General features: G+C 62.2%; 17 protein-coding genes and 1 tRNA gene. 6 read left to right on the top strand and 12 right to left on the bottom strand.

The genetic code is table 11. From position 1 onward, the window contains the following. Positions 1–28: 28 nt before the first annotated feature. Both ASG20_RS15410 and ASG20_RS15405 read right to left on the bottom strand, forming a co-directional pair. Positions 29–3,301, bottom strand: coding sequence for a TonB-dependent receptor (locus ASG20_RS15410; protein WP_056054626.1), 3,273 nt, complete (start codon positions 3,299–3,301; stop codon positions 29–31). Positions 3,302–3,438: 137 nt separating this feature from the next. Beyond that, on the bottom strand, positions 3,439–5,709 hold the full coding sequence (locus tag ASG20_RS15405) for a beta-glucosidase family protein (RefSeq protein WP_056054872.1): 2,271 nt from the start codon (positions 5,707–5,709) through the stop codon (positions 3,439–3,441). 185 nt (positions 5,710–5,894) lie between these two features. Here ASG20_RS15405 and ASG20_RS15400 point away from each other — a divergent pair, with 185 nt between their 5' ends. The 3 genes from ASG20_RS15400 (at position 5,895) to ASG20_RS15390 (ending at position 9,598) form a co-directional block, all read left to right on the top strand. Next, a complete protein-coding gene (locus ASG20_RS15400) occupies positions 5,895–7,136 on the top strand; it encodes an MFS transporter (RefSeq protein ID WP_236698781.1) in 1,242 nt (413 codons plus the stop codon). Between the two features lie 7 nt (positions 7,137–7,143). Next, complete coding sequence (locus ASG20_RS15395) at positions 7,144–8,160, top strand: LacI family DNA-binding transcriptional regulator (protein ID WP_056054624.1); 1,017 nt, start codon at positions 7,144–7,146, stop codon at positions 8,158–8,160. A gap of 277 nt (positions 8,161–8,437) precedes the next feature. Then, on the top strand, positions 8,438–9,598 hold the full coding sequence (locus ASG20_RS15390; protein ID WP_236698785.1) for an acyltransferase family protein: 1,161 nt from the start codon (positions 8,438–8,440) through the stop codon (positions 9,596–9,598). A gap of 221 nt (positions 9,599–9,819) precedes the next feature. Here ASG20_RS15390 and ASG20_RS15385 read toward each other — a convergent pair whose 3' ends face one another. From ASG20_RS15385 to ASG20_RS15375, 3 genes are all read right to left on the bottom strand, one after another. Then, positions 9,820–11,841: a putative bifunctional diguanylate cyclase/phosphodiesterase gene (locus ASG20_RS15385; protein WP_082470998.1), complete on the bottom strand. Its 2,022-nt coding sequence runs from the start codon at positions 11,839–11,841 to the stop codon at positions 9,820–9,822. 705 nt (positions 11,842–12,546) lie between these two features. After that, the gene (locus tag ASG20_RS15380) at positions 12,547–13,968 is read right to left on the bottom strand and encodes a hypothetical protein (RefSeq protein WP_056054618.1); all 1,422 of its coding nucleotides are present in this window, start codon (positions 13,966–13,968) and stop codon (positions 12,547–12,549) included. Continuing rightward, positions 13,965–14,576: a hypothetical protein gene (locus ASG20_RS15375; RefSeq protein WP_056054615.1), complete on the bottom strand. Its 612-nt coding sequence runs from the start codon at positions 14,574–14,576 to the stop codon at positions 13,965–13,967. The genes ASG20_RS15380 and ASG20_RS15375 overlap by 4 nt, the downstream gene beginning before the upstream one ends. A gap of 922 nt (positions 14,577–15,498) precedes the next feature. Here ASG20_RS15375 and ASG20_RS15370 point away from each other — a divergent pair. Then, positions 15,499–16,212, top strand: a complete 714-nt coding sequence (locus tag ASG20_RS15370) for a GGDEF domain-containing protein (protein ID WP_056054612.1) — start codon at positions 15,499–15,501, stop codon at positions 16,210–16,212. A 306-nt stretch (positions 16,213–16,518) separates the two neighbouring features. Further along, the gene (locus tag ASG20_RS19495; protein ID WP_156364356.1) at positions 16,519–16,833 is read left to right on the top strand and encodes a hypothetical protein; all 315 of its coding nucleotides are present in this window, start codon (positions 16,519–16,521) and stop codon (positions 16,831–16,833) included. Between the two features lie 1,389 nt (positions 16,834–18,222). On the opposite strand, the gene ASG20_RS15365 is transcribed toward ASG20_RS19495, so the two are convergent. The 3 genes from ASG20_RS15365 to ASG20_RS15355 all read right to left on the bottom strand — a co-directional run bounded on the left by ASG20_RS15365 (position 18,223) and on the right by ASG20_RS15355 (position 20,437). Next, the gene (locus ASG20_RS15365) at positions 18,223–18,906 is read right to left on the bottom strand and encodes a hypothetical protein (RefSeq protein ID WP_056054609.1); all 684 of its coding nucleotides are present in this window, start codon (positions 18,904–18,906) and stop codon (positions 18,223–18,225) included. Positions 18,907–18,931: 25 nt separating this feature from the next. Continuing rightward, positions 18,932–20,188 (bottom strand): tyrosine-type recombinase/integrase, encoded by a 1,257-nt coding sequence (locus ASG20_RS15360; RefSeq protein ID WP_056054605.1) that lies wholly within the window; start codon positions 20,186–20,188, stop codon positions 18,932–18,934. Between the two features lie 158 nt (positions 20,189–20,346). Next, positions 20,347–20,437 (bottom strand) — tRNA-Ser (locus tag ASG20_RS15355). Between the two features lie 88 nt (positions 20,438–20,525). Between ASG20_RS15355 and ASG20_RS15350 the strand changes: the two genes are divergently transcribed. Then, complete coding sequence (locus ASG20_RS15350) at positions 20,526–21,383, top strand: peptidylprolyl isomerase (RefSeq protein WP_056054602.1); 858 nt, start codon at positions 20,526–20,528, stop codon at positions 21,381–21,383. Here the strand turns inward: ASG20_RS15350 and ASG20_RS15345 are convergent. From ASG20_RS15345 to ASG20_RS15330, 4 genes are all read right to left on the bottom strand, one after another. Continuing rightward, the gene (locus ASG20_RS15345) at positions 21,380–22,234 is read right to left on the bottom strand and encodes a pirin family protein (RefSeq protein ID WP_056054599.1); all 855 of its coding nucleotides are present in this window, start codon (positions 22,232–22,234) and stop codon (positions 21,380–21,382) included. The two genes, ASG20_RS15350 and ASG20_RS15345, sit on opposite strands and share 4 nt — an antisense overlap. 1 nt (position 22,235) lies before the next feature. Further along, entirely contained in the window at positions 22,236–22,808 is a 573-nt protein-coding gene (locus ASG20_RS15340) for an NADPH-dependent FMN reductase (protein WP_056054596.1), read from the bottom strand. A 10-nt stretch (positions 22,809–22,818) separates the two neighbouring features. Continuing rightward, a complete protein-coding gene (locus tag ASG20_RS15335) occupies positions 22,819–23,613 on the bottom strand; it encodes a DODA-type extradiol aromatic ring-opening family dioxygenase (RefSeq protein WP_056054593.1) in 795 nt (264 codons plus the stop codon). Positions 23,614–23,689: 76 nt separating this feature from the next. Further along, complete coding sequence (locus ASG20_RS15330; protein WP_236698780.1) at positions 23,690–24,751, bottom strand: radical SAM protein; 1,062 nt, start codon at positions 24,749–24,751, stop codon at positions 23,690–23,692. Between the last annotated feature and the right edge of the window lie 5 nt (positions 24,752–24,756).

The raw sequence follows: 24,756 nt of genomic DNA, 5'->3' as shown, positions 1-24,756 counted from the left end.
TTTCGTCAGCGGCCTTCTCGCCGCTTGGTCAGAAGCGGTATCGCGCTCCGACCAGATACCGTGCGGACCCTTCCGACAGGTACCAGATGTTGCTCTTGTCGCGGCCGTAGGAGCGCACGCCCTCCTCGGTGATGTTGATCGCTTCGAACCCGAGCGCAAAACGCGAGGTGAGGTCGAAGTTCACCGACAGGTCGAGCTGACCATAGGGCGCGGTGAACACCGGATTGCGATCGCCGCCGCGGTTGATGCCACTGAGGAACTTGTCGCGCCAGTTGTACGACATGCGCGCCGAGATACCGTTCTTGTCGTAGATCAGCGTGGCGTTGGCGGTATCCGACAGACCGACCAGCGCGAACGTGTTCACGCTCGGATCGGCCGCGATGTCGATGCCGATGTTGCCGCGGACCAGCGTATAGCTCGCTGCCACGCCGAAGCCCGTATCCCCGAGAAAATACTGCCCGGCAAGTTCGACGCCGTAGATGTGCGCGTCCTGGTTGTTGATCGGCGTATTGACCGCGAAATTGAACAGCGGATCCTGCCCGTTGGCGGTGATATCGTACTGGCCGAGTATCTGATCGACGAACCCCTGGTTCAACGCGCGGCTCTGCGTGTTGTAGTTGGCCGCGAACTGGGCGTTCGTCGTCGCGACGTTGCCCGCATTCTGCTGCAGCAGCGCCGTGTAGGTGAACAGGTTCACGTCGGTGATGTCGGCGTTGAACGTGCCAGCCAGCTGCTCACGCGCCGTGCCCGAACGCGTCCCGGCGGTGCCCGAAGTGGGATCGCGCAGACCGAACAGATTGCGGTTGACCACCGTCTGGCCGATGAAGTTGTGGACCTTCTTGTTGAAGAAGCCCGCCGACAGGAACACGTCCTTGCGCGGATACCATTCGAGGGAGACGTCGATGTTGTCCGACGACAGTGGATCGAGATCGGTGTTGTGCGCAGTGCCGGTCGCTATGCCACCGATCGCCGTCGGGCGGCCCGGACCGGCGACGTTGGTCGACGCGAACAGGTCGCCGTAACCGGCACGCGAGATCGTCTTGCTGTACGAGGCGCGGGCGAAGAGGTTATTAACCACCTCGAACTTGGCATCCACCGACGGCAGCCAGTTGCTGTAACCGCCACGCGACGACAGCGTCTGCCGATCGGCGGTGTTCAAGACGAAGAAGTCGTTGTCGGCAGTCCAGACAACCGCGGTCGGCACCGGCTGGAGCGAAACCGCTCGTACCTTGGTGTTCTCGTACCGAACGCCGGCAACCAGCTGCGCGTTGTGATCGAACAGCTTGCCGTTCCAGGATCCCTGGACATAGCCCGACCAGATGTTCTCGCGGACACGGTTGTCGTCGTTCGCGTCGATGTTGTCGGCGTGGTTCACGCCGTCGTTCGTCACGCCGAGATAATAGTCGTGCAGCGTGTTGTAGAGCTTCGTCGCGTCCTGCGTGCGGAATGCCACCAGGGTGTTGGCGTCCGGATTCCCATCGTTGTGCTCAAACTTGCACACGTTGCAGAACTGGAAGACCTGACCGGGCGCGAGACGCGCGATGTCGGGCGGCAGCGAATTGCCCCAGTCACCCAGGACCTGGCGCGTGTTATACTGCGTCTGACGCGTATTCGTGGTGCGGTAGTCAGCACCAGCGTCGAGGCGGAGCTGATCGTTCAGTGCCCATCCCGCGTCCGCGCGAAGTTCCTTGACCCGCTGCGTCTGGTTGGATGCGAACTGACGCTGCACAGCGCTCGACAGGTCGCCGAGATCGATCACGCCGTTGCCGTTGCCCTTGATGAAGGACTGGCCGGTCGGCGTCGTGCTGGCCGAACCGTCATTGATCGCGATCGTCTGCTGCGGGAAGCCATCCTTGCCCAACGTGAGCGAATGTGCGGCGACGACCGGCGCGTTGAAGGCGACTGTGGTCGAAGTCTGACCATTGGGATTGTCAGGCGAGCTGTCCGCGCGACCGATATGGCCGTCGATAGCGAGCGAGAAGCGGTCGGTCGGCTTCCATTCGACGTTGCCGCCGAAGTCGTACAGCTTGTTCTTCTGCGCACGATACGCCTGCTCGAACGCCTCGTCCTTTACGCCGTTGATCGTTTCGGACAGGAAGCTCGTCGTCGCGATGCCGTTGCTGGCGTCGTCGAACGTGACAACGCCGAACGGGCGGTTGAACCAGTTGGACTGGGTCGAGCGACGTTCCGACTGGCGCAACTGCGCATAGAGGCCATCTGCAGTGAAGGTCAGCGTGTCGGTCGGACGGAATTGGATGACGCCCGACCCGTTGATGCGCTCGCGGCTTGCCTCGGAGAAGTGATAGCGCGAGTCGTTCGGCACGGAGACCAGGGCGTTGCCGTTGGTCGGACGGTTGTTGATCACCGTCTGACCGTTGACGAAGCCGTTGCCGGGATTGAGGAAGTCGGTCAGCGACCGGATGTTCCAGTTGTCGGGCGCGACGCTGGAGAAGCTGAAGTTGCGCTTCTGGTAGCTGCCGAACAGCGACACGCCGAAGCGCTGGTTGGGATCGCTCCAGCTGGCGGTACCCGAAACTTCGGGCGTCACGCGCGCGCCGCAGTCGAAACAGTCTGACGAGCTGTTATCGTAGCTGCCCTTGACGCCGAGCGAGCCCAAGAGACCCGTATCCTTGGAGTCGAGCGGACGACGGCTGACGACGTTCACCGCCGCGCCGATGCCACCCGAGGGGATCGCGGCGCGGCCGGTCTTGTATACCTCCAGCGTCTTCACGCCTTCGGAAGCGAGGTTGGAGAAGTCGAACGAACGACCGAATCCACCCGCGCCGTCACCGCCCTGATCGCCGCCCACCGCGACGATGTTCGATGTCGCGAGCTGACGGCCGTTGAGCGTGACGAGATTATACTGCGCGCCGAAGCCGCGAACCGTGACGGTCGAGCCTTCGCCGTTGCGGCGATCGATCGACACGCCGGTAATGCGCTGCAGCGATTCCGCGAGATTGGTGTTGGCGAACTTGCCGATGTCTTCCGCGCTGATCGCATCGACGACGCCGAACGAGTCCCGCTTGATCGCGATCGACCGCTCGAGCGAGGCGCGAACGCCGGTCACGACGATCTCGTCGCCTGGGGCCTGGTCGGGCATCGCGTTAGTCGCAGTAGCGCCGGTCTCAACCTGCGGAGCGCCTGGCGACGTATCCGCTTGTGGCGTGCCCTGCTGTGCCTGAACGGCCGGTGTCGGATCTGGAGCGGCCTGCGCATTCGCCAAGCCGGGCATCGTCAGCCCCGCCACCAACGCGAATACCGACGTCGAGCGCGCGAACGCTGACGGAATAGAACCCCTCATACTCATCCTCCCTGACCGGCATGTCCCTACCGGTGTATGATTCTGGCGGTGTAACCCCGCGTTCCTCAACCGTGCTGCCGTCCGACATCGATGTCAATCAGCGCGTGACATCGACGTTCAGCATGCGCGGATTTGTTTCAAGGTGTGTCAAAAGCAGCACGGCCAGACGCAAGGCGCCGGTCAGTCAGACCGACCGTGCCTTCCGAGATCATCGTCTGCGCGTCCGTTGCGAGTTTGAGCGCATACGCGCCGCCCTTCAATCGCCAGCCGGCCCCTTCCCATCGCGCCAACGCACGCGGATCAGCGGTGATCGTCACGTTTCTGGTCTCGCCAGCCGCCAGCGTCTGACGTGACCAGCCGACCAACCGTGGCGCTCCGCCGTTCGGCAACGTTGCGTACAGTTGAGGTACGGCGGTGCCGGTGCGTGCAGTCTGATTGGTGACGGTAAACGTCACTCTGGCGTTGGTCCCGCCCGAAAACCGTGGGTTGCTGATCCTGGTGCTGGCATAACTCAGCCCGAAACCGAACGGAAACAACGGTGTATCCTTGCGTGAGGCATACCAACGATACCCGACGTTCGCCCCCTCCTGATAGGTGACGGGATAGGCCGGAAGCAGGCTGGCATCTCCGGCGCCGGCATTGGCCGAGGCAGCGTTGCTGGTCGCGCCAGTCGGCGATGTGATCGGCCGAGGGCGAGGGAGTTGCTCGATGTTCCGCGGGAAGCTGATCGGCAGACGGCCTGATGCATCGACCTCGCCGAACAACACGCGTGCGATCGCCTCGCCGCCACGCTGGCCCGGATACCAAGCTTCGACGATCGCCGGCACCCGCGTGGCCCACGGCATCAGAACCGGTCCACCGGTCTCCAGCACGACGATGGTGCGTCGGTTGGCGGCGGCGACCGCGTCGATCACCGCATCCTGATTATCGGGCAGCGACAAGGAGGGCGCATCCTGCGCTTCGGTCTGCCAATGCGTTGCAAACACAATCGCGAGGTCGGCGGCGTGGGCCGCCTTGGCAGCGGCGACCGGGTCGGTGCCGTCGACGAACGTCACCTGCGCATTCGGCGCCAGGGCCTTGATGGCGCGCAGCGGAGATGACGAATGATAGGTAACCCGGGCGAATGACGCCGCCGCGCCGCTTTTGAGCGGGATCTCGATCGGCACGCCGCCGACGGAGCGAACCTGGGACGAGCCGCCCCCGGACAGCACGCCGACGTCCGCATGACCGCCGATGACAACGATCGATCGCACGGTCTTGGCAATCGGCAAAAGATCATTCTCATTCCTGAGCAAAACGATACCGGCCTCGGCGGTACGCTGTGCGATCTCGGCGTTAGCGGCATAGTCGATCGGCTGTGCGGATGTGGGCGTGGGATTGTCGTAAAGACCGCTGGCGATGACCCCGGTCAGGATGTGGCGTACCATGTCGTCGAGCCGCGCCGTCGAGACCCGCCCGACAGCGACAGCGTTAGCAAGCGGCGTGCCGAAATAGACCTTGGCATCCAGTTCCTGGCCTGACTCTTGGTCCAGCCCTGCGTTGGCCGCCTTCTCCGTGGAATGTACGGCACCCCAGTCGGACATGACGAACCCTGGATATCTCCAGTCTCCGCGCAGGACGTCGGTCAACAGGAACTTGTTCTCGCAAGCATAGTCGCCGTCGATGCGATTGTACGCGCACATCACCGAACCCGGCTTCCCATCCGCGATCGCGATTTCGAACGCTAGCAGGTCGCTTTCCCGTAGTGCCGTCGGATCGATCCGCGCGTCGAGAACGGCTCGCCCGGTCTCTTGGCTGTTCAGGACGAAATGCTTGATCGTCGAGACGATATGGTTCGACTGGACGCCCCGGATCGACGCCGCGCCCATGACGCCTGTGAGCAGCGGATCTTCGCCAAGATACTCGAAGTTTCGCCCGTTCCACGCATCACGCGTTAGGTTTACGCCGCCCGCAAGCAATACGTTGAAGGTCTTCGCCCGCGCTTCGCTACCAATCATCGCGCTCCCGGCATAGGCAATGGCGGGATCGAAACTCGCGGCGGTGGCAAGGCTTGCGGGCAGCGCAGTGGCCACATCGCCCTTGCGTTGCTCGACCTGATTGGCAACGCCCAGCGACGCATCGCTTTCGCGCAACGTCGGTATGCCAAGACGAGGGACACCGGGCACGTAACCGGCGGACGGAATCATGTCGGACGTCATCGGTTTCGCCATCGGTGGAAATATGCCGTGAACGTAGCTCAGCTTTTCGGCCTGCGTCATCGCCGCCACGAGAGCGTCCGCCCGGTCCGCTGCGGTTCTCGTCGTGTCACGCCAGATTTCCGACGTCCTTGCGCCCGTTCCGCCAGCCACCTTGGAAGCTGAAGCTTTTGCAGACCCCACCCCTGGCAGAGCCTGCGCCGAAAGCGCCATCGGCGCGACGCTCAGCAGCGCGCAGGCGATGCGCGGAAATCCCGTGCTCATCGTAGATATCCTCCCATGCCGCATTTTCCCGAGCGACTTGGCAGCGTGATCGCCAACTCCGACATCGATGTCAATGCGAAGCACGATGTCTTCGTCATACATTGCGCAGCAGCCCCGCCTTGCTAGGATGAGGCGTGAACACCAGCAGCATGCCCCTTGCGCCCGCTACCGGCGAACAGCGCGCGACACTGCTGTTCCAGCTTTGTATCGGCGTTTATTTTCTCGGCGGATTCCTCAACTCGCTTGTCGGATTGCTGGTGCCCCGGTTGCGGATGATCGAAGGCCTGAACCACACGCGCTCGCTGCTGGTGCAGTTCGCGTTCCATTCAAGCTATCTCCTTTTCGCCGTGCCGATCACCGTGCTGGTGGTGAAGTTCGGCTACATGCGAAGCATCGCGGCGGGGCTGGTCGTCATCGCGCTGGGTTGCGGCCTACTGGCCGCATCGCTCGGGTCGCTTGGGTACATGACTGTTCTACTCGCGCTCCTAGCCGTCGCCGGCGGCGTTACTTTTCTGCAGATCGCGGCCAACATAGTCGTCCCTGTTGTCGAACCGGCACGCCGCGCCGTCTCGCGACTGACCTTGCTGCAAGGCTTCAACTCGCTTGGTACCGTGCTCGCGTCCCTGGCTGGATCCACGCTGCTGCTGGGGACGGGTCGGCAACGATCCGGCGCCCTGGCAGACCACATACGGGTCGTTCTGCCGTTCCTTGCGGTTGCGCTGGTCGCGCTTGTGCTTGCCGCAGCCTTTATCAGCCGACGCGACCTGCTGCCCGCGTCCTCAACGCCGCGTCGCGTGCCGCTCCCTGGCATCGTCGCCGTGTTGTCGAACCGACGGTTGCTGGCAGGTGGCGGCGCGATGTTCGCCTATGTCGGCGCCGAGGTCACGATCGGCACGCTGCTCGTGGAATATCTGGCGATGCCCGACATTCTGGACGTCTCGCCGGTCGCGGCGGGGCAACTCGTAGGTCTGTACTGGACCGGTGCGCTGATCGGCCGACTGGTAGGCGCCCGCTACCTCACCCGCTATGGTGCGACAACGATGCTGCTCGGTTGCGCGATGGTCGCCGTCGGGCTCGTTGCGGTGGCGATCGGTCTGCAGGGGCCGGTGGCCGCCGCTGCGCTGCTCGCAGTCGGACTTTGCAACGCTATCATGTATCCAACGATCTTCGCGCTTTCACTGCCCGATGATCATTCCACCGCCACCTATGCCTCGATGCTGTTGTGTATGGTAGTCGTCGGCGGCGCCATCATCCCGTTGCTAACCGGCGTCGTCGCGGACGCGGCCGGCTTGAGGATGTCATTCATGCTTCCTGGCGTCTGCTACATCGTCATAGCGGCGTTCGCTAGGTGGCGGCATCGCACATGGGGTTTATAGCACGTTGATGCCGCCGGTAACCATCAAGGATGTCGCGCGCGCTGCAGGCGTGTCGCCCAAGACCGTTTCGCGGGTGATGAATGCGGAGGCGCATGTTAGGCCAGCGGTGCGAGACCATGTGCTGCGTGTCGTCGCGGAATTGGGTTATCGCCCGAACGCCTACGCCCGCAGCCTGTCGAGTTCGCGGTCCTACCTCATCGGATTGTTCTTCGACGATCCGGCATCGGGGTACGCCGCAGAGGTCCAACTCGGTGCGATGGCCCGCTGCCGCCATCACGGCTATCATCTCGTCATCGAACGGATCGACCGCGACGGGCTCGAGCCGCTCGACGAGGTATCGAGAACGTTGCAGGCATTGCAGCTCGCCGGGGTCATTCTAACGCCGCCGATCTGCGACTGGTCCGATCTCACCGACCTGCTCGATCAACGCGGCATCCCTGTTGTGAAACTGAATTCATCACGAACCGGCTCATCGGCCGCGGTGATCCACATCGACGACTATCAGGCCGCCCGCGATATGACTGATCACCTCATCACAATGGGGCATCGCGACATTGCGTTCGTTCAGGGGATCGTATCGCACGATGCGGCTGGCAAACGACTAGCGGGCTTTTGCGACGCGATGAGTTGCGCGGGGATCGGCATCAGGGAAGCTTGGGTTCAAGCCGGCGACTTCAGCTTCAAGTCGGGTATGGCGGCCGGCGACGCGATTCTGTCGACCAACGATCGTCCCAGCGCCGTGTTCGCCGCCAACGACGAGATGGCTCTGGGTGTTCTGGTCAGCGCCGCACGCAGAAACATTGCCGTACCCGGGGCCCTGTCCGTGGTGGGCTTCGACGATGCGCCTATTTCTCGCATGGCGTGGCCTCAACTGACGACCATTCGTCAACCCAATGCCCTTCTTGCAAGTGTGGCCATCGATATCCTGGCCGACCCCTTGTATCAACAGGTAGGCGACCGGCTCGCACGATCGGTTCAGGTACCATATACTTTTATCGGGCGTTCAAGTTCGGGACCGGTTTAACGTACGAAACCAGGCTGGCCGAAAGCAGCTCCAACATTTAGGTGCTTGCCACCGGCGACCAACCTTATGGTTACAGTGTGTCGCTCATGAGCCATGATCTGAAGCATCAAGACCCATATGCGGTCATTCGTCCCCGCTTGTCGCGTATCCAATTCTCGCCGTTCATTCATCTGCCAGATGCGTTAACCTGGGGCCCTCGGCTAACCGCGATCCATAGTTGCGGTCAAACGGTCCATCGGCCAGCGTGGCGTTGAGGTACGACGGGAGAGCAAGCTTGGTGGAATTGTTGCGATTGACAGGGGCGGATATGCCAACTTCGCCGCCCGGCGTTCCAAATGCGGCACCGGACCAGACAGCGACGGGCAAGGATCATTTCGAGGTGCTCGACGGTCTGCGCGGCACCGCTGCCATGCTCGTTGTGCTGTTCCACATTCAGGGCATCACGGTGATGTGGGATGCCTCCAAGGTCATTCTTCACCACGCGGTCCTGGCCGTCGACTTCTTCTTCCTGCTGTCCGGCTTCGTGATCGGTTACGCCTATGACGATCGCTGGGACCGTATGTCGGTCCGCCGTTTTCTGACTTTGCGACTGATCCGGCTGCACCCGCTCGTGATCCTTGGCGTTGTGCTGGGCTTCGTGAGCTATCTGTCCGACCCGTTTGCCGGTAGTGCGCAAGCCGTGCCGCTGGGCAAGCTGCTTGGCGTGTTCGCTCTTGGGCTGTTGCTGCTGCCCGCCGGGCCGCTCCCTAATCGCTGGAGCGACACGCACCCCTTCAACGGGCCATGCTGGAGTCTGCTTCAGGAATATATAGGCAATATCGCCTACGCGCTCCTGCTTCGTCGCTTGTCCGCCCGCGCGCTGCTGGCGATTGCGATCGCAAGTGGGATCTGCCTCGTCGTATGCGGGCTCAGACTCGGCACTATGGATCAGGGCTCAGGCTGGGATAGCTTGTGGATGGCGCCCGTCCGGCTGTGCTTCCCGTTCGTCATGGGGCTTTGGCTTTTCCGCGTACGGGGCCGACTGCCGTTCTTGCGCCTTGGTTATCTGCCGCTGACGGTCGTCCTGATCGCGGTGGCCGCGTTCCCGACGCTGTCGAACGTGGGCCCGGTCAAGCTCAACGGCCTATACGAGACGACGTGCATCGTCGTCGTATTCCCGCTCGTCATTTTGGCCGGAAGCCACTCGGAAGCGGGCCGCGGCATGATGGGGCTGTGCAAGTTCGCTGGGCGCATATCTTACCCGATCTACATGACGCATTTTCCATTCCTGTATGTCTGGATGAACTTCGTAGCGAACGGCCATCCGACCCAAGATATGCTGGTAGTCATCGGGCTGGCGCTCATTCCCTTCCTCATCGCAGTTGCATGGGCGTCGTATACATTCTGGGACGAGCCGATCCGTGCGCGGCTCCGTACCGCGCTTGGCAGTCATCGTTGATTTGTACTGGACAACAAATTCGATGCCGGTCTGCCGCCCGGTTTTTCATCAGTACGACAAACGACCCACAATCGGTCGTTCAACGCGCTCGCCAGTCGTCCCAACTTTTGCCGGTCGTTCATATTGACAAAACGGGGGGCGGCACCAGCGGGGGCCGGCAACCTGCTTCGCGCATGCCGTGATCCATCATCGACTGTTAAAAAGCGCTCCGCCTACCGGCTTCAAACATCTATCCATGTTAATTTGGGCCCTCGTAAGGCGTGCTTACTAAACTCGCGCTTGTCAGATATCGCTAAGGCCAAGCCCCTCCTGTGATTGAGTATTTCATCGGTCTCGCTTGCACTCAACGGCATGCCTAACAGGTACCCTTGCGCTTCCTGGCAGCCGAGCTCGCGCAGGGTATCACGCACGGAGGCGTTTTCGACGCCTTCAGCGACCACACGTAGTTCTAAGCTTTCTGCCAACCGAATGATCGCCGAAACCATGCGGTGAGCGGCGCTATCGGTATCGACGTTGGAAACGAACGAACGGTCGATCTTAAGTTTGTCGAAAGGCAGCATCCGGAGATGCTGAATAGACGAAAACCCGGTGCCGAAGTCGTCCAGAGCAAGAGAAATTCCCTGGTTCTTCAACGACTCGATGATCCGCTGGGCCGAAGCAGGATCAGAAATGAGGGCGTTTTCGGTGATTTCGAGGCAAATACGGCGCGCCGGGAAGCCCTGCCGTGTTAGCACTGCCAATATCTTTTCCGACAGCCACGGGTCGCGAAACTGGATCGGTGATAGGTTTATCGCGATAGTCAGTTCGGACGGCCATTTATTGGCGTCAAGGCACGCCCGTTCGAGGAGTTGCAACATGAGCTCATCGATCAGCCCGCACTCCTCAATAATCGGGATGAAGCGACCGGGCTCAACCATAATGCCGTCGGCGCGGTTCCACCGAGCAAGCATTTCGAAACCAACGATATTGCCAGACGCCAGATCTACGATCGGTTGATAATATGGACGGAAGGCCTCTGTACCAAAATCCACGCGGATCTCACGCTCAAGCACAGCGCGAGCCACCAGCGCCTCTCCCATGACCGGCTTGTAAAAGCGATGTTGCGAACGACCACCCGATTTTGCCTCATACAAGGCGATGTCCGCGTGCTGCATCAACGCTTCACGGCTCGCGGCGTCGGTAGGGAAACAGGAGATCCCGATGCTAGCGCTGATATGGTGGAAGAACCGGTCGATCGGAAACGATGCAGCCATTTCACGGACGAGCTTATCCGCCATGACGTTCGCGGGACCGATGCCGTCACCATCAAGCTGGAACGTGACGGCAAACTCGTCGCCACCAAGTCGGTAGACATTACCGGTAGGGATCACGAGCATGCGAAGCCGCGTCGCAACTGCAACTAAAAGTTGGTCTCCAGCACCATGCCCGTACGCATCGTTCACGCCCTTGAACAAGTCCAGATCGATCATGAAAAGATACATCTGACTCCGCGGCGCACTGCGATAGAGAAATCCATCAAGATGCTCGGTAAGCGCACGCCTGTTTGCTAGGCCAGTCAGCACATCTTCGTAGGCCATTTTCTGCGCCGCAAGCTCTGCGGCTTGCGCGCGCTGTTGCTCGACCAGCATGTCAGCGCGAGACTGTAGCACTTGCCTGAAGCCTGCGTGGTTCGTAGCCAATGTCCGCAATATCAGTATGGCGACGATCAGGAAATTTGCGCCAACACTGAACAGCGACCAATCCGACGCTATAAACAGACGAGTCGTGACAGGCATCACGCCGAACAGCAAGACCATATAGCCGGCACTCGGAAGTGCTTGCAGACAGAAGCAACAACTAATCGCTCCTACAAAAACGTAGAGCGAAATTGATACGCTGCGGATGGGTTCAGCTTCAGAAAACAGCAACGACCCCCACGTTCCGAAAACTAGGCTCAAAAGTGTAGCCGTGAGGATAGTGCCGCGAAGATAGCGCCGAATCTGGTCAGGTTGCGCGATAATCGATCTGCGTCGGACCCAGAGAAGCGCGCGCGCAGCAATCGCAACCGATAACAGGATCGGTATGCCAAAACTCATCCCGAATGGTACGTCACGAAAAGACTCTATGCCGAGAAACAGGACGTTGATGAACATCAGCCCGTACATTAAGGGAATCTGGCGGCGCAACGCGGCATATTGCTCAAGAAGAAACGTGTCCGACGCCGGCATTCGGCGCAATCTGAATTCAGGTAGCCACTCGAACATTCTTTCGGTCCCTTAACGACCTTCATTAGCAACAAAGGGTTCATAAAATGTTGAGAACGAACGCGGACTGAAGCTTTTTCCGCCAGGTAGCCTTCGCAGTTTGACGCAAAAATGGAACTGGCGATCAGTTCAGATCTCCCCGAAATAACGAACGTTAATTGATCTGACCTCCGCCCCGATGGGTACTTTTTTGAACTTAAATACGTCCAATCCTCGTTATGTAGTTGGCACCGACGCCTTCCCGAAACCGGTCGTTCGTTCATGTGATCCGCAGTGGCCGACATCGGGAGCTTTGATGCCAGGCGCTTTTAGGATGGGACCGGTCGAAAGCCGACTGTTCCCGGTGTCACGGTCGTTCGGTTGTCAATTCAACAGTTAGAGCGATTTCCGATCAGGTTGGATCACTGGCACGGAGGCGATTTCGGCACGGTACGAGGCGGGAGGAGGGCGCGATGCTGAAGCATCGACGAGCAACGCTGTACTGTGTTGAAAGCGGCCCGCCGCAAAGCGGGCGCCCGAAGGGCGATGACGGTAATGCAACGTGGTCGGAGAACCGCTTAGAGCATGATGATATTACGATGAGCCGTTCGCGCCTATGCTGTCGAAGCCATGCCCTTCTCTTCGCCGCAGCAGCATAGGAAACGGTACCTCGACAGGCTCAGCACGAACCGAGCTAGGCGCGGGTCAATTCATCGCCATTTTGCTCTACGGCTGGCGCTCGTACCGTCCCTTGGCGCCCTCGATAAACAGCGCGATACCCGCGATGCGCAGGCGCAACGTGTCGAACGGCCGCGCCATTAGTTGCTGCCGATCGAAGCCGATCCGGACGATCCCGTGTTGCAGCGGTGCGAAGGTGATCGTCATGTCACTCGCAATCGGCGCCTCGGTGTGAATGGTAAGGCTGACGGCCTTCGTTGCGCCGCGCGGGGCGAACGCAAAGCCGCTCCTGCCGGTGACCAGCTTCTCCTTAGTGCCATTCGCAAAGTGCAGCGTGACGGGGAGGTTGCGCGCGGGCTGGTCCGACGCGGGATCGAAGATCCTGATCGCCACGCCCGGGGAGGTTCGCGCGGTACCGCTTTCGGCCGCGTCGGCTGGCGACATGGTGCACGCCGCGGGCAGCGTCGGATCGGCTAGCGTGGGTTCCGGCAAGCCTGCCGCACGTGCGGCCTCGATCGCCAGCGCGCGCGCATCCTGCCAATCGGACAATGCCTGTCGCACCTGCGGGGCAGCTGGCTCTGCCCCGGTCGACGGACCATCTGACATCAGTCGAGCAGCCAGGAGCTCCGCATTCGTCCTGGCGACGTTCGCAGCGCGCAATGCCGTGGCGGCGCGCTGTTGAAGGATTGTCGTGGACGGCGCGGGGGCATTGTCGGCGGTCGTCAGAGGCGTCGCGGAAACAAATGGTTCGGGGAAGATCGGGCAGCGGGCGCGGATCGTGGCCTCGATCTCGCTGCGCTGGTACCGCCGACGTTCGTTTCCGGTCTCCTCATCCCACGGCGCGGTGGACAAGTAGGAGAAGAGCGGCTTCTGCGCGCTTGGTGCGGACGCCACGAGCACGACCTCGTCGCGCTCGACGTGCCACATGCCCTGCGCCTCCTGGTCCAGCGCACCGTAACTCAACGCCCAGTCGAATTGGCCGTCTGGCCGCAGCAACAGCTCGGATCCGGTCTCCATCACACCCATGAGGTAATAATGGCCAACGAGCACGGCAGGTGTAGCGTGGCCGCCGTTGGCACGCGCGTCGGCAGGCGTGCCCTGCGTCGAGGGGGCATCGGCAGGAGTGAGCGCATCCAGTGCGTCGCTCAGGTGACACGACTTGCCCGGTTGATAGTCGAGAAACTCGGCAACGGTCAGGACGTTACGATCACCCTCCTCGCTATAGCTGCTCATCACGTCGGCAGACGCGCGCCGGCCATCCTTGCGATAGCGGGCGACCGCCTGACCTCCCGGCACATCGCGCAGCAGGTAGTGCGACGCCGCCAGATCGCACCGCGTGAGGATGACCTCGCCTCGCTCGATTGACAGAGTACCGATGAAGCTGTCCATGCTGGAGAGTTGCGCATACGCCGGCAGCGGCGCGACCAGTGCCAGCGAGACGACGATCGCGCGGTGCCAATTCCGTCTCACAGCGATGTCCCATCCTTGTCCAGCATATCGAACCGATATGCGCAGCCGTAGAGTGTCTTGCCGGGGTGCGTGGTGACGTTGGAGATCGTTCGGGCGACTACCATGTGGCTGCCATAGCCGTCCTTGCCCGCGGGTTCGGTGACGTCGGTCATGATCCGCTCGCCCAGGAACTTGCGAAAGGGGAACTCGGCTTCCGCCTGGGCGCGGGTCACCTTACCCGAGGCGGCCATCGCGTCGATCATCGGCTGAGCCGACATGCTGTTGTCGATCTTTTCGGCACGCGCCACGATGGCGGGGTCCGCGACGTCGAGCACCGCGAGGATGGCATCGCCGGTAAACGCGATCCGGCGCGTGCTGTATGACCCCGCGACGGTAATCGGCTTCGGCAGGTCATATTCGGCGATGAACGAATTGGGCGAGGCGATCTTCTTCCATCCCCGCGTCCGCGCGAGCTGCTCCTCGCCATCGATCGCCATGGCGAAGCGCATGTAACCGGGAACGTCCAGGCGGCAGCTAACGGCATCGATCTCGGAGACATCAGCCGGGTCGGTCTCCGCGGCGGTCTGCTGGAGCATCGCGGCGAGCATCAGGGCGTAGAGAATGAGCATTGACGGACGTTAGGGTTGCAGCCAGAATTTGCCAGCAACATCGCTGCAGCAGGGCCGGCCGGTTTCCATTCCCCCCGTTTCGCGCCAACGAGCGCCTGTAGCACCGGCTAAAAAACATCATTGCACGGTTGAGAAGCTGTTCTACCGCTACAATCATACCCCTTTGAATGCCCCTTTTATAGTGATTGAGGATGGGGGCCCCAGGCATCGATACGGACCTCACCAACTCATTAGTGCGGACGCCGACTTGCCTCCAGGGCTGCGACACCATCTGCGGCCATCGCGTTCCACTCCGCCTTGGTATGGCAGACCCTTTTAGAAAAGCGCGATCCGGTAGTCTCTTCAGATCGACAGATCGGTTTTTCCGCAGTCACCGGCTTGGCAGCTGCCACGACAGAATGGGGCGTGGTAGGCGCAGTTTGATGAGCCGCCGCACCCGAAGCCATTAATATGGTTGCCACCGGCAGCATCATAAACTTTCCCATCGTATACTCCTCGGCCCAGAGCTTTCAGAGCCTAGCGGAGCTATTTCGACAATCAAGGGCTCAAGATCACTGGCAGACTTCCTAATCGACCTCTGGCACCTCTTTATCTAGGTCAGTTGTATTAACGTATCTATGATGCCAAGTATGCAACGGGCCGCATCATACAGCGTTAAGTCGATATGGCCGACAGAGGGGCGTGATTAATAGTGTCAGATGCATTTGGTACTGCACACGCCGCCTTGGCGTTTCTGGAATCCCACCATCTTCAGCCCACGACGGCCAATTACGCGTTCGCTCTAGAGGTCGTCAGCGACCTAGACGGACCATTAGCGCGGGCTGTAGCGCTTGAAACGGATGGCGGACTGAGGCTGACGCCGAGGTCTCTAAACGAACTAAGTCAGCGCTTCTTGGCAACAAAATCCGGGACCGCGGCGCGCATGGAAGACGCTGTCCAGAGCCATGCGACCCAGTTGGGATCATTGACATCGGATGCGCAATTACTGACGAAATCCCTGAGTGATGACGTCACCGCCATGGCGGTGGAGGTCCAAGACTGGGCAGATTCAAACGCTCTAGTGGCACGACTGACCGACGCTGAACGTGAACTCGCCGATCTGCGCAGGGATGTAGCTAAACTACAGGCCAACTTGGGATCGCTAAGCGAGCAACGCATAGATCCTACACGCGATACAGCTACGCAGGCATTGACCTCCGAAGGGGCTCGTCCTCTTTTTGCGCGGCTCGGCGAACAAAATCGTGCGTACGTCATGATGATATTCAGCGTCGCTGATCTCAGCAATATCAACGAACGTTTCGGTCACCCTGTAGGTGACAATGTGCTGAGCGCATTCGTCGCCAACCTGCGGCAGGTTTTAAAAAACGAAGAGATCATCCGTTGGACCGGCAACGAGTTCATGGTCGTGGTTACCGATGTCGCGCTGGCGAACGCCCGCTTACTTGCAGAGGAGGTCCTTGCAGCATTCGCGACCAGGCGCCTAAAATTACGCGGAAGCGGGGAGTGGATCGGAATGGTAACCGGCTCGGCCGGCATCGTCGTGGGACAGGGCGCCGACCAAGCTGCAGCTCTGATACAGGCTCGGGCTAAATTGTATCGAGCGACGATAAAGGGGCTAGGACAGGTTGAGGCGTAATTGCTGCGCTCTTAGCTGAAATGGTGCTTTTGATGAGGGCAAATATGACCGATCGCGAGGCTTGGTTGAAGGCAGGCGAAATCGTAGCAGCTCATGGAAGCGATTCTGCACGATATGTGCTGAGATCGCTTGGAAATATTTTATCCTCGGGCGATGGAGCTGAGGATTGGCGCCGGGTCGCCTTAGCAGTCGACGATATCCTCGCAACACCCCTGCAATAATTATGAACCGTGTCGAAGCGCTGGCACGGCAGGCGCTGGCGAGCTTCGAGCTCGTTCTGCAAGTCTATGCCGACAATGAAGGGGGATGAGCTGGTTCATGCTCAGCTTGCTCGAATCAACGGAGCCGGAATATGCTCATGGCATGGCAGATTTTGATGATTGCGCAGATCCTGAACTCGGCGCGGCGTGCAATCGCCTCGCTGCTTGGGTCGAGCCGATGCCTGAAGGACTGGTGATCGATCCCGCATCAGGGCTGACGGAAGAGGACCTCGCGATAATTCTGCGTCGGCTCTACGCTACGCGTGAGGATCTGCCCGCTCCTATCCTGAGTATGGACGAAGTCCCGCGGGCCCACGTCAGTCCATCGGTGCCGCTGACCAAGAGAGGGCGGTGGGGTTGATCGCCTGATGGGGCTTTTGTGGCCCCTTTCTTGCCTAAGCCAGGCGTTTCCTGTCCGTCAGATCGCCTCATTTCGTTCTACGATATACTCGAGAACGCGATTTGGAAGGGGATGGCAGAAGTCGATTCCGATAGCTTCCGGACTGCTCCAAGCAACCCAGCCCGGTACATCGGCGAAATTCGGGATGGCAACGTCCACGAACGTGCCAACCGAAACCGCCAAGCGGGTCTCAATCCGACAACCCAATTGCGTGCAGTCACTGATCCGCACGGCTTGGGTATCAAACTTGTCTGCTGTGACAGTTGCCGACCAATCTACGGCTATCCGGACGGCCTTACGTCCGTCCTCTGCCCGCCACGACGGATATTCGGGTTTTGATGATCGATCGGCCATAGTCCGGGGATAGCCGCCCACCCTAAACATCTGGTTACAACGGGTCAGTTCCGGCCGGGGGGATGAGACCCTAAGCGCTCGCCTTTAGCCAAGGGTATTAGCTCGTGAGAAGGATAGCCGAACGCTGCGACGGCTATTGGCATGAACAGCGACTTTGGCTCAACCGAACGAACGTTAGCTTACGCCGATAGCCCCCCGAAAGCGGCGAACTCGGCTTCGGTCCAACACGGGCGTTCACGCCCCCGCGCCCTGCCGCATGAACAAACGTCCGTTTTATCTCCGACCGCGACCCGAAAGCCGCCGTTCCGCTTTCCACCAAGTTCGTCGGTTCCATGTTGTGCACCAAAATACGGTGCAAGAACCCCCGCCTCGCCCGCGAGCTTTTCAGGTGGATTTGGATGCAGTGGCTGGCCTGCTGCAGACCCGCCTAAATCTAGCCTTGAATGGCGGTATTAAGCACTCCCGCTGGATGCAGATTGCTGCACCTCTATGCGGATAGCAGCCTCCTGTGGTGGCAAGCCAACGATCGATGCGATCAGCCATGCCGCCGCCCCCTTGATCGCTTCTGACCCCGCCGGGCCGAGGGGCCCAACTCCCCGCCCCCGATCCTGTGCCCCCAAATTACACGCTATTCCCCCCGCCTCGCCCGCGAGCTTTTCGTGTCGGTTCCGGTGCATTACCGGGCAACGCTCAGCCCCGCGGTATTCCGCCGTTCTTGGCCCGATATCACGGCAGCATCGACGGTGCGTTTGGGTGCACTAATAGGCGATTGGGCGAAACCGCATACACCAAGTCCATGTCTAATGTTCAAACACGCCAAACCGCGCGATCCTGCCACCGCGGGTCGGCGCAGGAGCACTGTCACAGGGGACGACCGATGAGCGTCCGACACACCCCGTCGACGATGCCCGAACATCGGATCGTTTGAGGAGCCTGTCGCGGTTGTCGATCGGCGATCTTCCCTTTCTATAAATGAATGCTGCTGGTTTCAGACCGCTAGGCGGACTCGCGCTCATTCTCTTCCAAGGCGTCCGCCAGTCTGGCCAGGGCGGCCGCCAGCGCCTCGTTATGGACACTAACAACCACCGCTTCGCGCAACGGTAGTTCAGCCACCATTTCCGCCTGCTCGGTGTGGTGTTGCTCAAGGTGCTGGACCACGTCGGCGGGCATCGGTGCGGGACCGATGATGCGCTCCACGATCACGCGTGCAAACGCCGGGATGCAGAGCCGGTACGCGTTGCTGATTTGGCGGATCCTTGGTCCGGCACCCTCTGCCTCCGGAATCCGTTCGGTCCTGCGGACCCAATCCAGAAAGCCGTGGTCCTTGAGCGCTTTCAATGCGCGCACGATAGCGTCACGCGAACGCCGCAGCTTTCCCATGAGATAGTCGATCGACGGCTCGAGCCGGCCTGACCGGTGACACACGATGCGATACAGCGCGCGCAGGACCTCCAGCCCAACGTGACCGAGCGGTCCGTTGCGCTTGCCATGCTGCTTGTGCTGACGGTCATACCCTTCTGCCGCGATCATGGCGGGCCCCATCTGACGCTTGCTGACCGGTCGCCACAACCGGGCCTCGCACGAGCCCTTGGGACGGCTGTCGCGCCGAACACGATTACGGGACAAGCCGTGCTGGCTGGCCTTGCCGCCGATGATCTCGTGGAGCGAGCGCGCGGTCATACCACCGCTCCCTGGGCGGCAACGCCTAGCGCCGTGGTCCTTCGAGTAGCTCCGCTGCTGGCGCAAACCCATCGAGGAGAAGGTCCGCCCACTCTTGCGCGATCTCGACACGACGCGGCAGGTACGCAGCGCGGTTGTAGGTCGCCTCGACGCCATCTGGAATATGCGCGAGCATGAGATCGATAATGGCCCGATCGCCCGGTCGGTTTAACGTCTGCGCGCGTTCGTTCATCACCGTCGAGAATGTCGATCGCCAGCCGTGCGGCACATGCCGCGCCCGGACCGCCAGACGATTGTAGAAATACCCGATCGCATTCTCGCTGATCGGCTTGTGAGCGTGCCGCTGACTGGGAAAGACCAGCGGGCCGCGCGGCGCGAAGGCACGCGCCGCCTGAAGAACCTCCATCGCCTGTCTGGACAGTGGCACCAGAAAGTCGAAACGCTCGTCCTGCTTGCGCGCGACCTTCAATTTCATGCGGTCCGCCGGAATGCGCCAGACAGGCGCATCCTCGCTCAAGGCCTCCAGCTCGGCCCAACCGGTCGTCCGAAGCGTACCCGGCCGCAGCGCCGTCAGGGCGAGAAGTCGCGAAGCGAGCTTGGTCATGGGATGCGCTGCCGATGCCTCGGCCGCCGTCAGTAGCGCTCGCGCATCCTCCAGCGACGCCAACGCTGGCTGCCGCTTCTTGATGAGCGGCTTCATCGCTCCACGAATCGATACAGCCGGATCGCTCGTCGCGTATCCCGACGCTATCGCAAAGCCGTACACGGCCGAGATGCGCTGCCGAACGCGACGTGCCGTCTCGACCGACGGGCGATCCTCGATCCGACGCACCAGTTGAAGCACCATGGGCGAGGTCACCGCGGCAACAGGCGTCGAGCCGATGTACGGAAAGACATCCTTCTCGAGGCTGTTCAAGACGTCCGCCGCATGCACAGCGACCCAGCTCGACAGCTGCCGGGCATGCCATTCCCGCGCTACCGCTTCGAACGTCGTTGCATGCTCGATATGCCGAACCGCCGCGGTTTGCTTGCGGTCGACGCTCGGATCGGTCCCTGCCTTCAAAAGGCGTGACGCCGCGTCCCGGTGCTCGCGTGCCAGCGCGAGGCTTACGTCGGGATAGCTGCCCAGCACGAGCAGCTTTTCCTTGCCAGCGACTCGGTATTTCCAGCGCCAAGAGCGGAAGCCGGTGGTCGTCACGAACATGTGAAGACCCCGGGCGTCGGACAGCTTGTAGCTCTTGTCCGCTGCCTTGGCCTGTCGGCACCGTAATTCGGTCAGCACTCGATACCCCCAGAACGTCTTCAGCGTACCCCCAAAATACCCCCAACAGGCGTGCGCTTGGCTGGGAAGCTATGGGACCGAGTGAGACTAACTCGCGAGAAAAACCAAGGCAAATCGTCAGCTTATGAGACGAACTGGGACACTGTGGAAACGGTGGGTGGCGGAGCGGGTGGGATTCGAACCCACGATACGCTTTTGACGTATACTCACTTTCCAGGCGAGCGCCTTCGACCACTCGGCCACCGCTCCGCATTGCTCTGGAAGCGGGTCTGCTAGTGCGGGTTTCGCGCGCGCGCAAGCGATTGCGTGCGGGGACGGCCTCGGGCAGTCTGCGGGGATGTTGAATATCCTTCTCGCTGTCATGCTTGCGCAAGCCGTTCCGGCCGCCGCGACGCTCCCGTCCGATCCGGTGCCGGCGGACTGGGTTGCGGTCCCGGACGACGAACTAATGGTCTTCACCCTGGCCAATGGGCACCGGTTTACCGTGCGGCTCGCGCCTCGCTATGCGCCGGTGCACGTCGCGAACATACGCAAGTTGGCGCGGGCGCATTGGTGGGATGCTGGGACGAGCGTCTACCGATTGCAGGACAATTATGTCGCGCAATGGGGCGATGCGACCGAGAAGAAGCCGCTTGTCGCTGGCGTCGTTGCCAATCCGCCCGCGGAATATTCGCATGCCGGGCCGACGACGGTGGCGCAGCTGTCGCAGCGCGATCCTTATGCCGAATGGGCGGGGTATAGTCGCGACGGGTGGCCGCTCGCGGGCAATGGCGCGACCGAGTGGGTGCCGCATTGCTACGGGATGGTCGGCGTCGCGCGCGATCTGGCGCCGAGCACGGGGAGTGGCGCTGAGCTTTATGCCGTGATCGGGCATTCGCCGCGCGCACTCGACCGGAACATCGCGGTGGTCGGGCGCGTGATCGACGGGGTCGAGTGGCTGTCGTCGCTACCGCGCGGGACGGGGGATCTAGGGTTCTACAAGACCGAGGGGGAGCGTAGCCCGATCGTGTCCGCACGCCTCGCGAGCGACCTGCCCGCCGCCGAGCGACCGCATTTCGAATATCGCGCGGCGGACAATCCGCGGTTCGTGGCCTGGATCGCCTCGCGCGAGAACCGGGCGGGGCCGTTCTTCACGGTGCCTGCCGGGGGCGCCGACATCTGTGCCGCGCTGCCCCCGGTGCGTAAAGCGCCCTAGCGGATGACGGGCGGCTTGCCGAACAGGCCGGCGTTATAGTCCTCGATCGCGCGGACGATCTCTTCACGGGTGTTCATGACGAACGGACCGTGGGAGACGACGGGTTCGCCGATCGGGTCGGCGTGGCCGTAGAGGATCGTAGCGGGGGCTTCGGTCGTGACGGTGATGGTGTCGCCCTCGTTGCCGAACGTGGCGAGGTGATGCGGCTTGATCGGCGTGCCGTTAGCCGTGGGGGCGCCGGCGGCGACGTAGAAGAACACCGCGCGGCCGGTTGGGGCTGGCAGGTCGAGCTTGGCGCCGGCTTCGAGTTCGGTCGTCATCATCGCGACGTCGGTCAGCGATTCGAACGGGCCCTGTCGTCCGGCGAACGTGCCGGAGATCAAGTTCACGGTGCCACCCTCGACCGGGATCGCGGGAATGTCCTCGCGCTGGAGGCCGGTATAGGCGGGCTTGGTCATCTTGAGGCGGCCGGGGAGGTTGACCCAGAGTTGCAGGATCTCCAGCGGACCACCGTCGCGCTTGAACGACGCCGGCGAGATTTCCGCGTGGATCAGGCCCGAGCCGGCGGTCATCCACTGGACGCCGCCTGCGCGGATGACGCTCTCGTGGCCGCCGCTGTCGAGATGCGCCATCTCGCCCTTCAGGATGAAGCTGACTGTCTCGAAGCCGCGGTGCGGATGCGGGCCGAACGGGAGGCCGCTGTTGCCGGGGCGATAGGTCTGCGGGCCGTGGTGGTTGAGGAACAGGAACGGGTCGACCTGCGGCAGGCCGGCCCCCGGTAGCGGGCGTCGTGTCACCAGGTCGGCGATGTCGTCGCGCTGGGCGGGATACTGGTTGAGGATTTGGCGCATGTCAGGAGGCCTCGCGGTCGGCGGCGGTCGGACGGACGATATCGGCGAGCAAATCGTCGACGCCCGCCACGAGGAAGTCGAGCGTGCGCTGGTCGGTCAGGCGACCGTCGGCGATCTTCTCGTGCACGGCGCCAACGACGGCTTGTGGGCGCAGGACGGTGCGCGCGCCGATCGAGGCCAGCGTCTCGTTCAGTTGCACGTGGGCGCGTGCGCCGCCGACTGTGCCTGGCGAGGAGGTGAGCGTGAAGACGGGCTTGCCCGTGAGCGTCGCCTTGCCATGCGGGCGTGAGGCCCAGTCGAGCGCGTTCTTCAGGACGCCAGAGATGCCGTGGTTGTATTCAGGGGAGGCGATGACGATCCCATCGGCCGCGCCGATTGCCGCGCGCAGGGCTGCGACGGCGGCGGGGGGCGTGTCGGTGTCGGTGTCCTGATCGTAGAGCGGGACGTCGTTCAGCGCGATGACCGTCAGCGCTGCCTTGTCGGTGATCGCTTCGCCAAGCGTGGTCAGGATCGCGGTATTGTACGAGCCGCGGCGCAGGCTGCCGGAGATCGCGAGCAGGACGGGAAGGGCCATGGGAATTCCTTTAGTTGAAGCGGTAGCCGGAGATTGCGGTTTGCAGCACGCGCTCGTTGTAGACCTGCGCACCGGGCTGATCGGAGGCGCCGGCGGCGGCCATCAGCGGGAGGAGATGCTCTTCGCGCGGATGCGAGAGGCGGCCGGCGGGGGCTTCGGCCCAGCCGGCTAGCGCTTCTGCTCGGGCGGTCGGTTCGGCCTCGACCGCCGCAGTGAGCCACTGGTCGAAGGCTTCGGACGGTGCGGTGAAGCGGGGATCGCCGTAGCCGCGCATATTGTGGAAGCTCATGCCGGAGCCGACGATCAGGACGCCTTCGTCACGCAACGGGGCGAGCGCGCGGCCGGCGGCAGCGTGGAGCGCCGGATCGAGATCGCGGTCGACCGACATCTCGACGACCGGGATGTCGGCGTCGGGAAAGGCGACCTTCATCGGGATGAAGACGCCGTGATCGAGGCCGCGCGTCGGGTCGACATTGGCGGTCAGGCCGGCTGCGCGGAGCAGGTCGGCGGCGCGGGTGGCCAAGGCTGGGTCACCGGGCGCGTCGTAGCGCAACTCGTAGGTATGCGCGGGGAAGCCGCCGTAGTCGTAGATCAGTGACGGCGTTCCGGCGCCGGTGAAGGCGAAGCCGCGCGTTTCCCAGTGGCCGGATACGACGAGGATCGCCTTGGGCTTTTCGGGCAGCGAGGCGGCGATCGACCGGAGGTACGCGGCCATGCCGGTCCAGTTTCCCGCTGGGTCGTCCATGAAGAAACAGGGCCCGCCGCCGTGCGGGATGAAGAGCGTTGGCTGGCGGGTGTTTGTCATGGTCTCGAGGTAGGCGGCGATGGCGGCGACCGGAAGGCCGCGAATGGCAACGCTGCGTTGCCGGTTGGCGCGGCGGTCAGGTCCAGTAGAGAATACGGGCCTGCGGAAGCTTGGCGGCGATCTCGTCCTGGAAGAAGCTGCGGAGCGCGCGCATCGTGTCGGCGTCGTAGACGTATTTGACCGAGCCGAACTTTGTGCGTTTCTCGGTTCGGTTGGCCATGCTGAGGTCGAGCGACGAGCCGGGGTACCAGGTTTCGAGCACTGCCTTCGAGCCGGGGGTGTAGCGGTGGGTGATCAATTCGATCGTCACGTCGGGGACGTTGGCGAGCACCCTGCCCGCTTCTGCGAGCAAGTCGCCATAGGCTTCGCGCCAGCCTTCGGCGGCGATGATCGGGGCGACGGTCAGGCCGATCTTGTAGCCGGCGTCCGCCATTTTCCGGAGCGCTACCAGCCGGGCGGCGACGGGGCTCGTGCCGCCTTCGAAGCGCGCATAGGCGGCGGGGTTGATCGAGGCGCGCATGCGGGTGCGGCCGCGATGGTCTAGCTTCAGCAAAGGCTCGACTGCGTCGAACTTGGTGGTGAAGCGGAGTTGCACGTCGGCTTCCCACGCGCCGAAATGCGCAATCAGTGCGGAGAGCGATCCGGTGACGTGCTCGATGCCGAGGGGGTCGGTGTAGCATGAGGCCTCGAACGTCGTGCCTTCATGCGCTCGGGCGGTCGAGCGCGAGGTTACAGTGCCCTGGCCGAGATGTGCGGGGAGTTCGGCGAGGATCTCGGGCAGGTTCGCGTAGACGCGGGTGATAGGCGGGCCTTTGAGCGAGCCGGCGAGGTAGCAATAGCCGCAATGCGCAGGGCAGCCCTCGGCGAGGTCGATCCGCCAGTCGGCGCTGGGGGCGATCGGCTGGAGCTTACGCTTCGAGGGTGGCGCGACGACCAGCGCCAGCGTTGCCTTGGCTTCGGCATAGGCGCGGCGGGAGTCTTCGGGGAAGTCGAGCTTGAGGCGGTCGCTCGGCAACGTCGTGACGGGTACGCCGAGCGCGGTCGCGCGGGCGGCAATCTCGGCACCGTGCTCCCAGGTCAGCGCGGACGGGGTCGCGAGCAGTCGCTTCGGCTGCCAGAATCGCGAGGGTTTGGGCACTGACA

This window comes from Sphingomonas sp. Leaf198 (assembly GCF_001424005.1).
Lineage (GTDB): Bacteria > Pseudomonadota > Alphaproteobacteria > Sphingomonadales > Sphingomonadaceae > Sphingomonas.
This window is presented reverse-complemented; position numbering and strand designations above follow the sequence as displayed.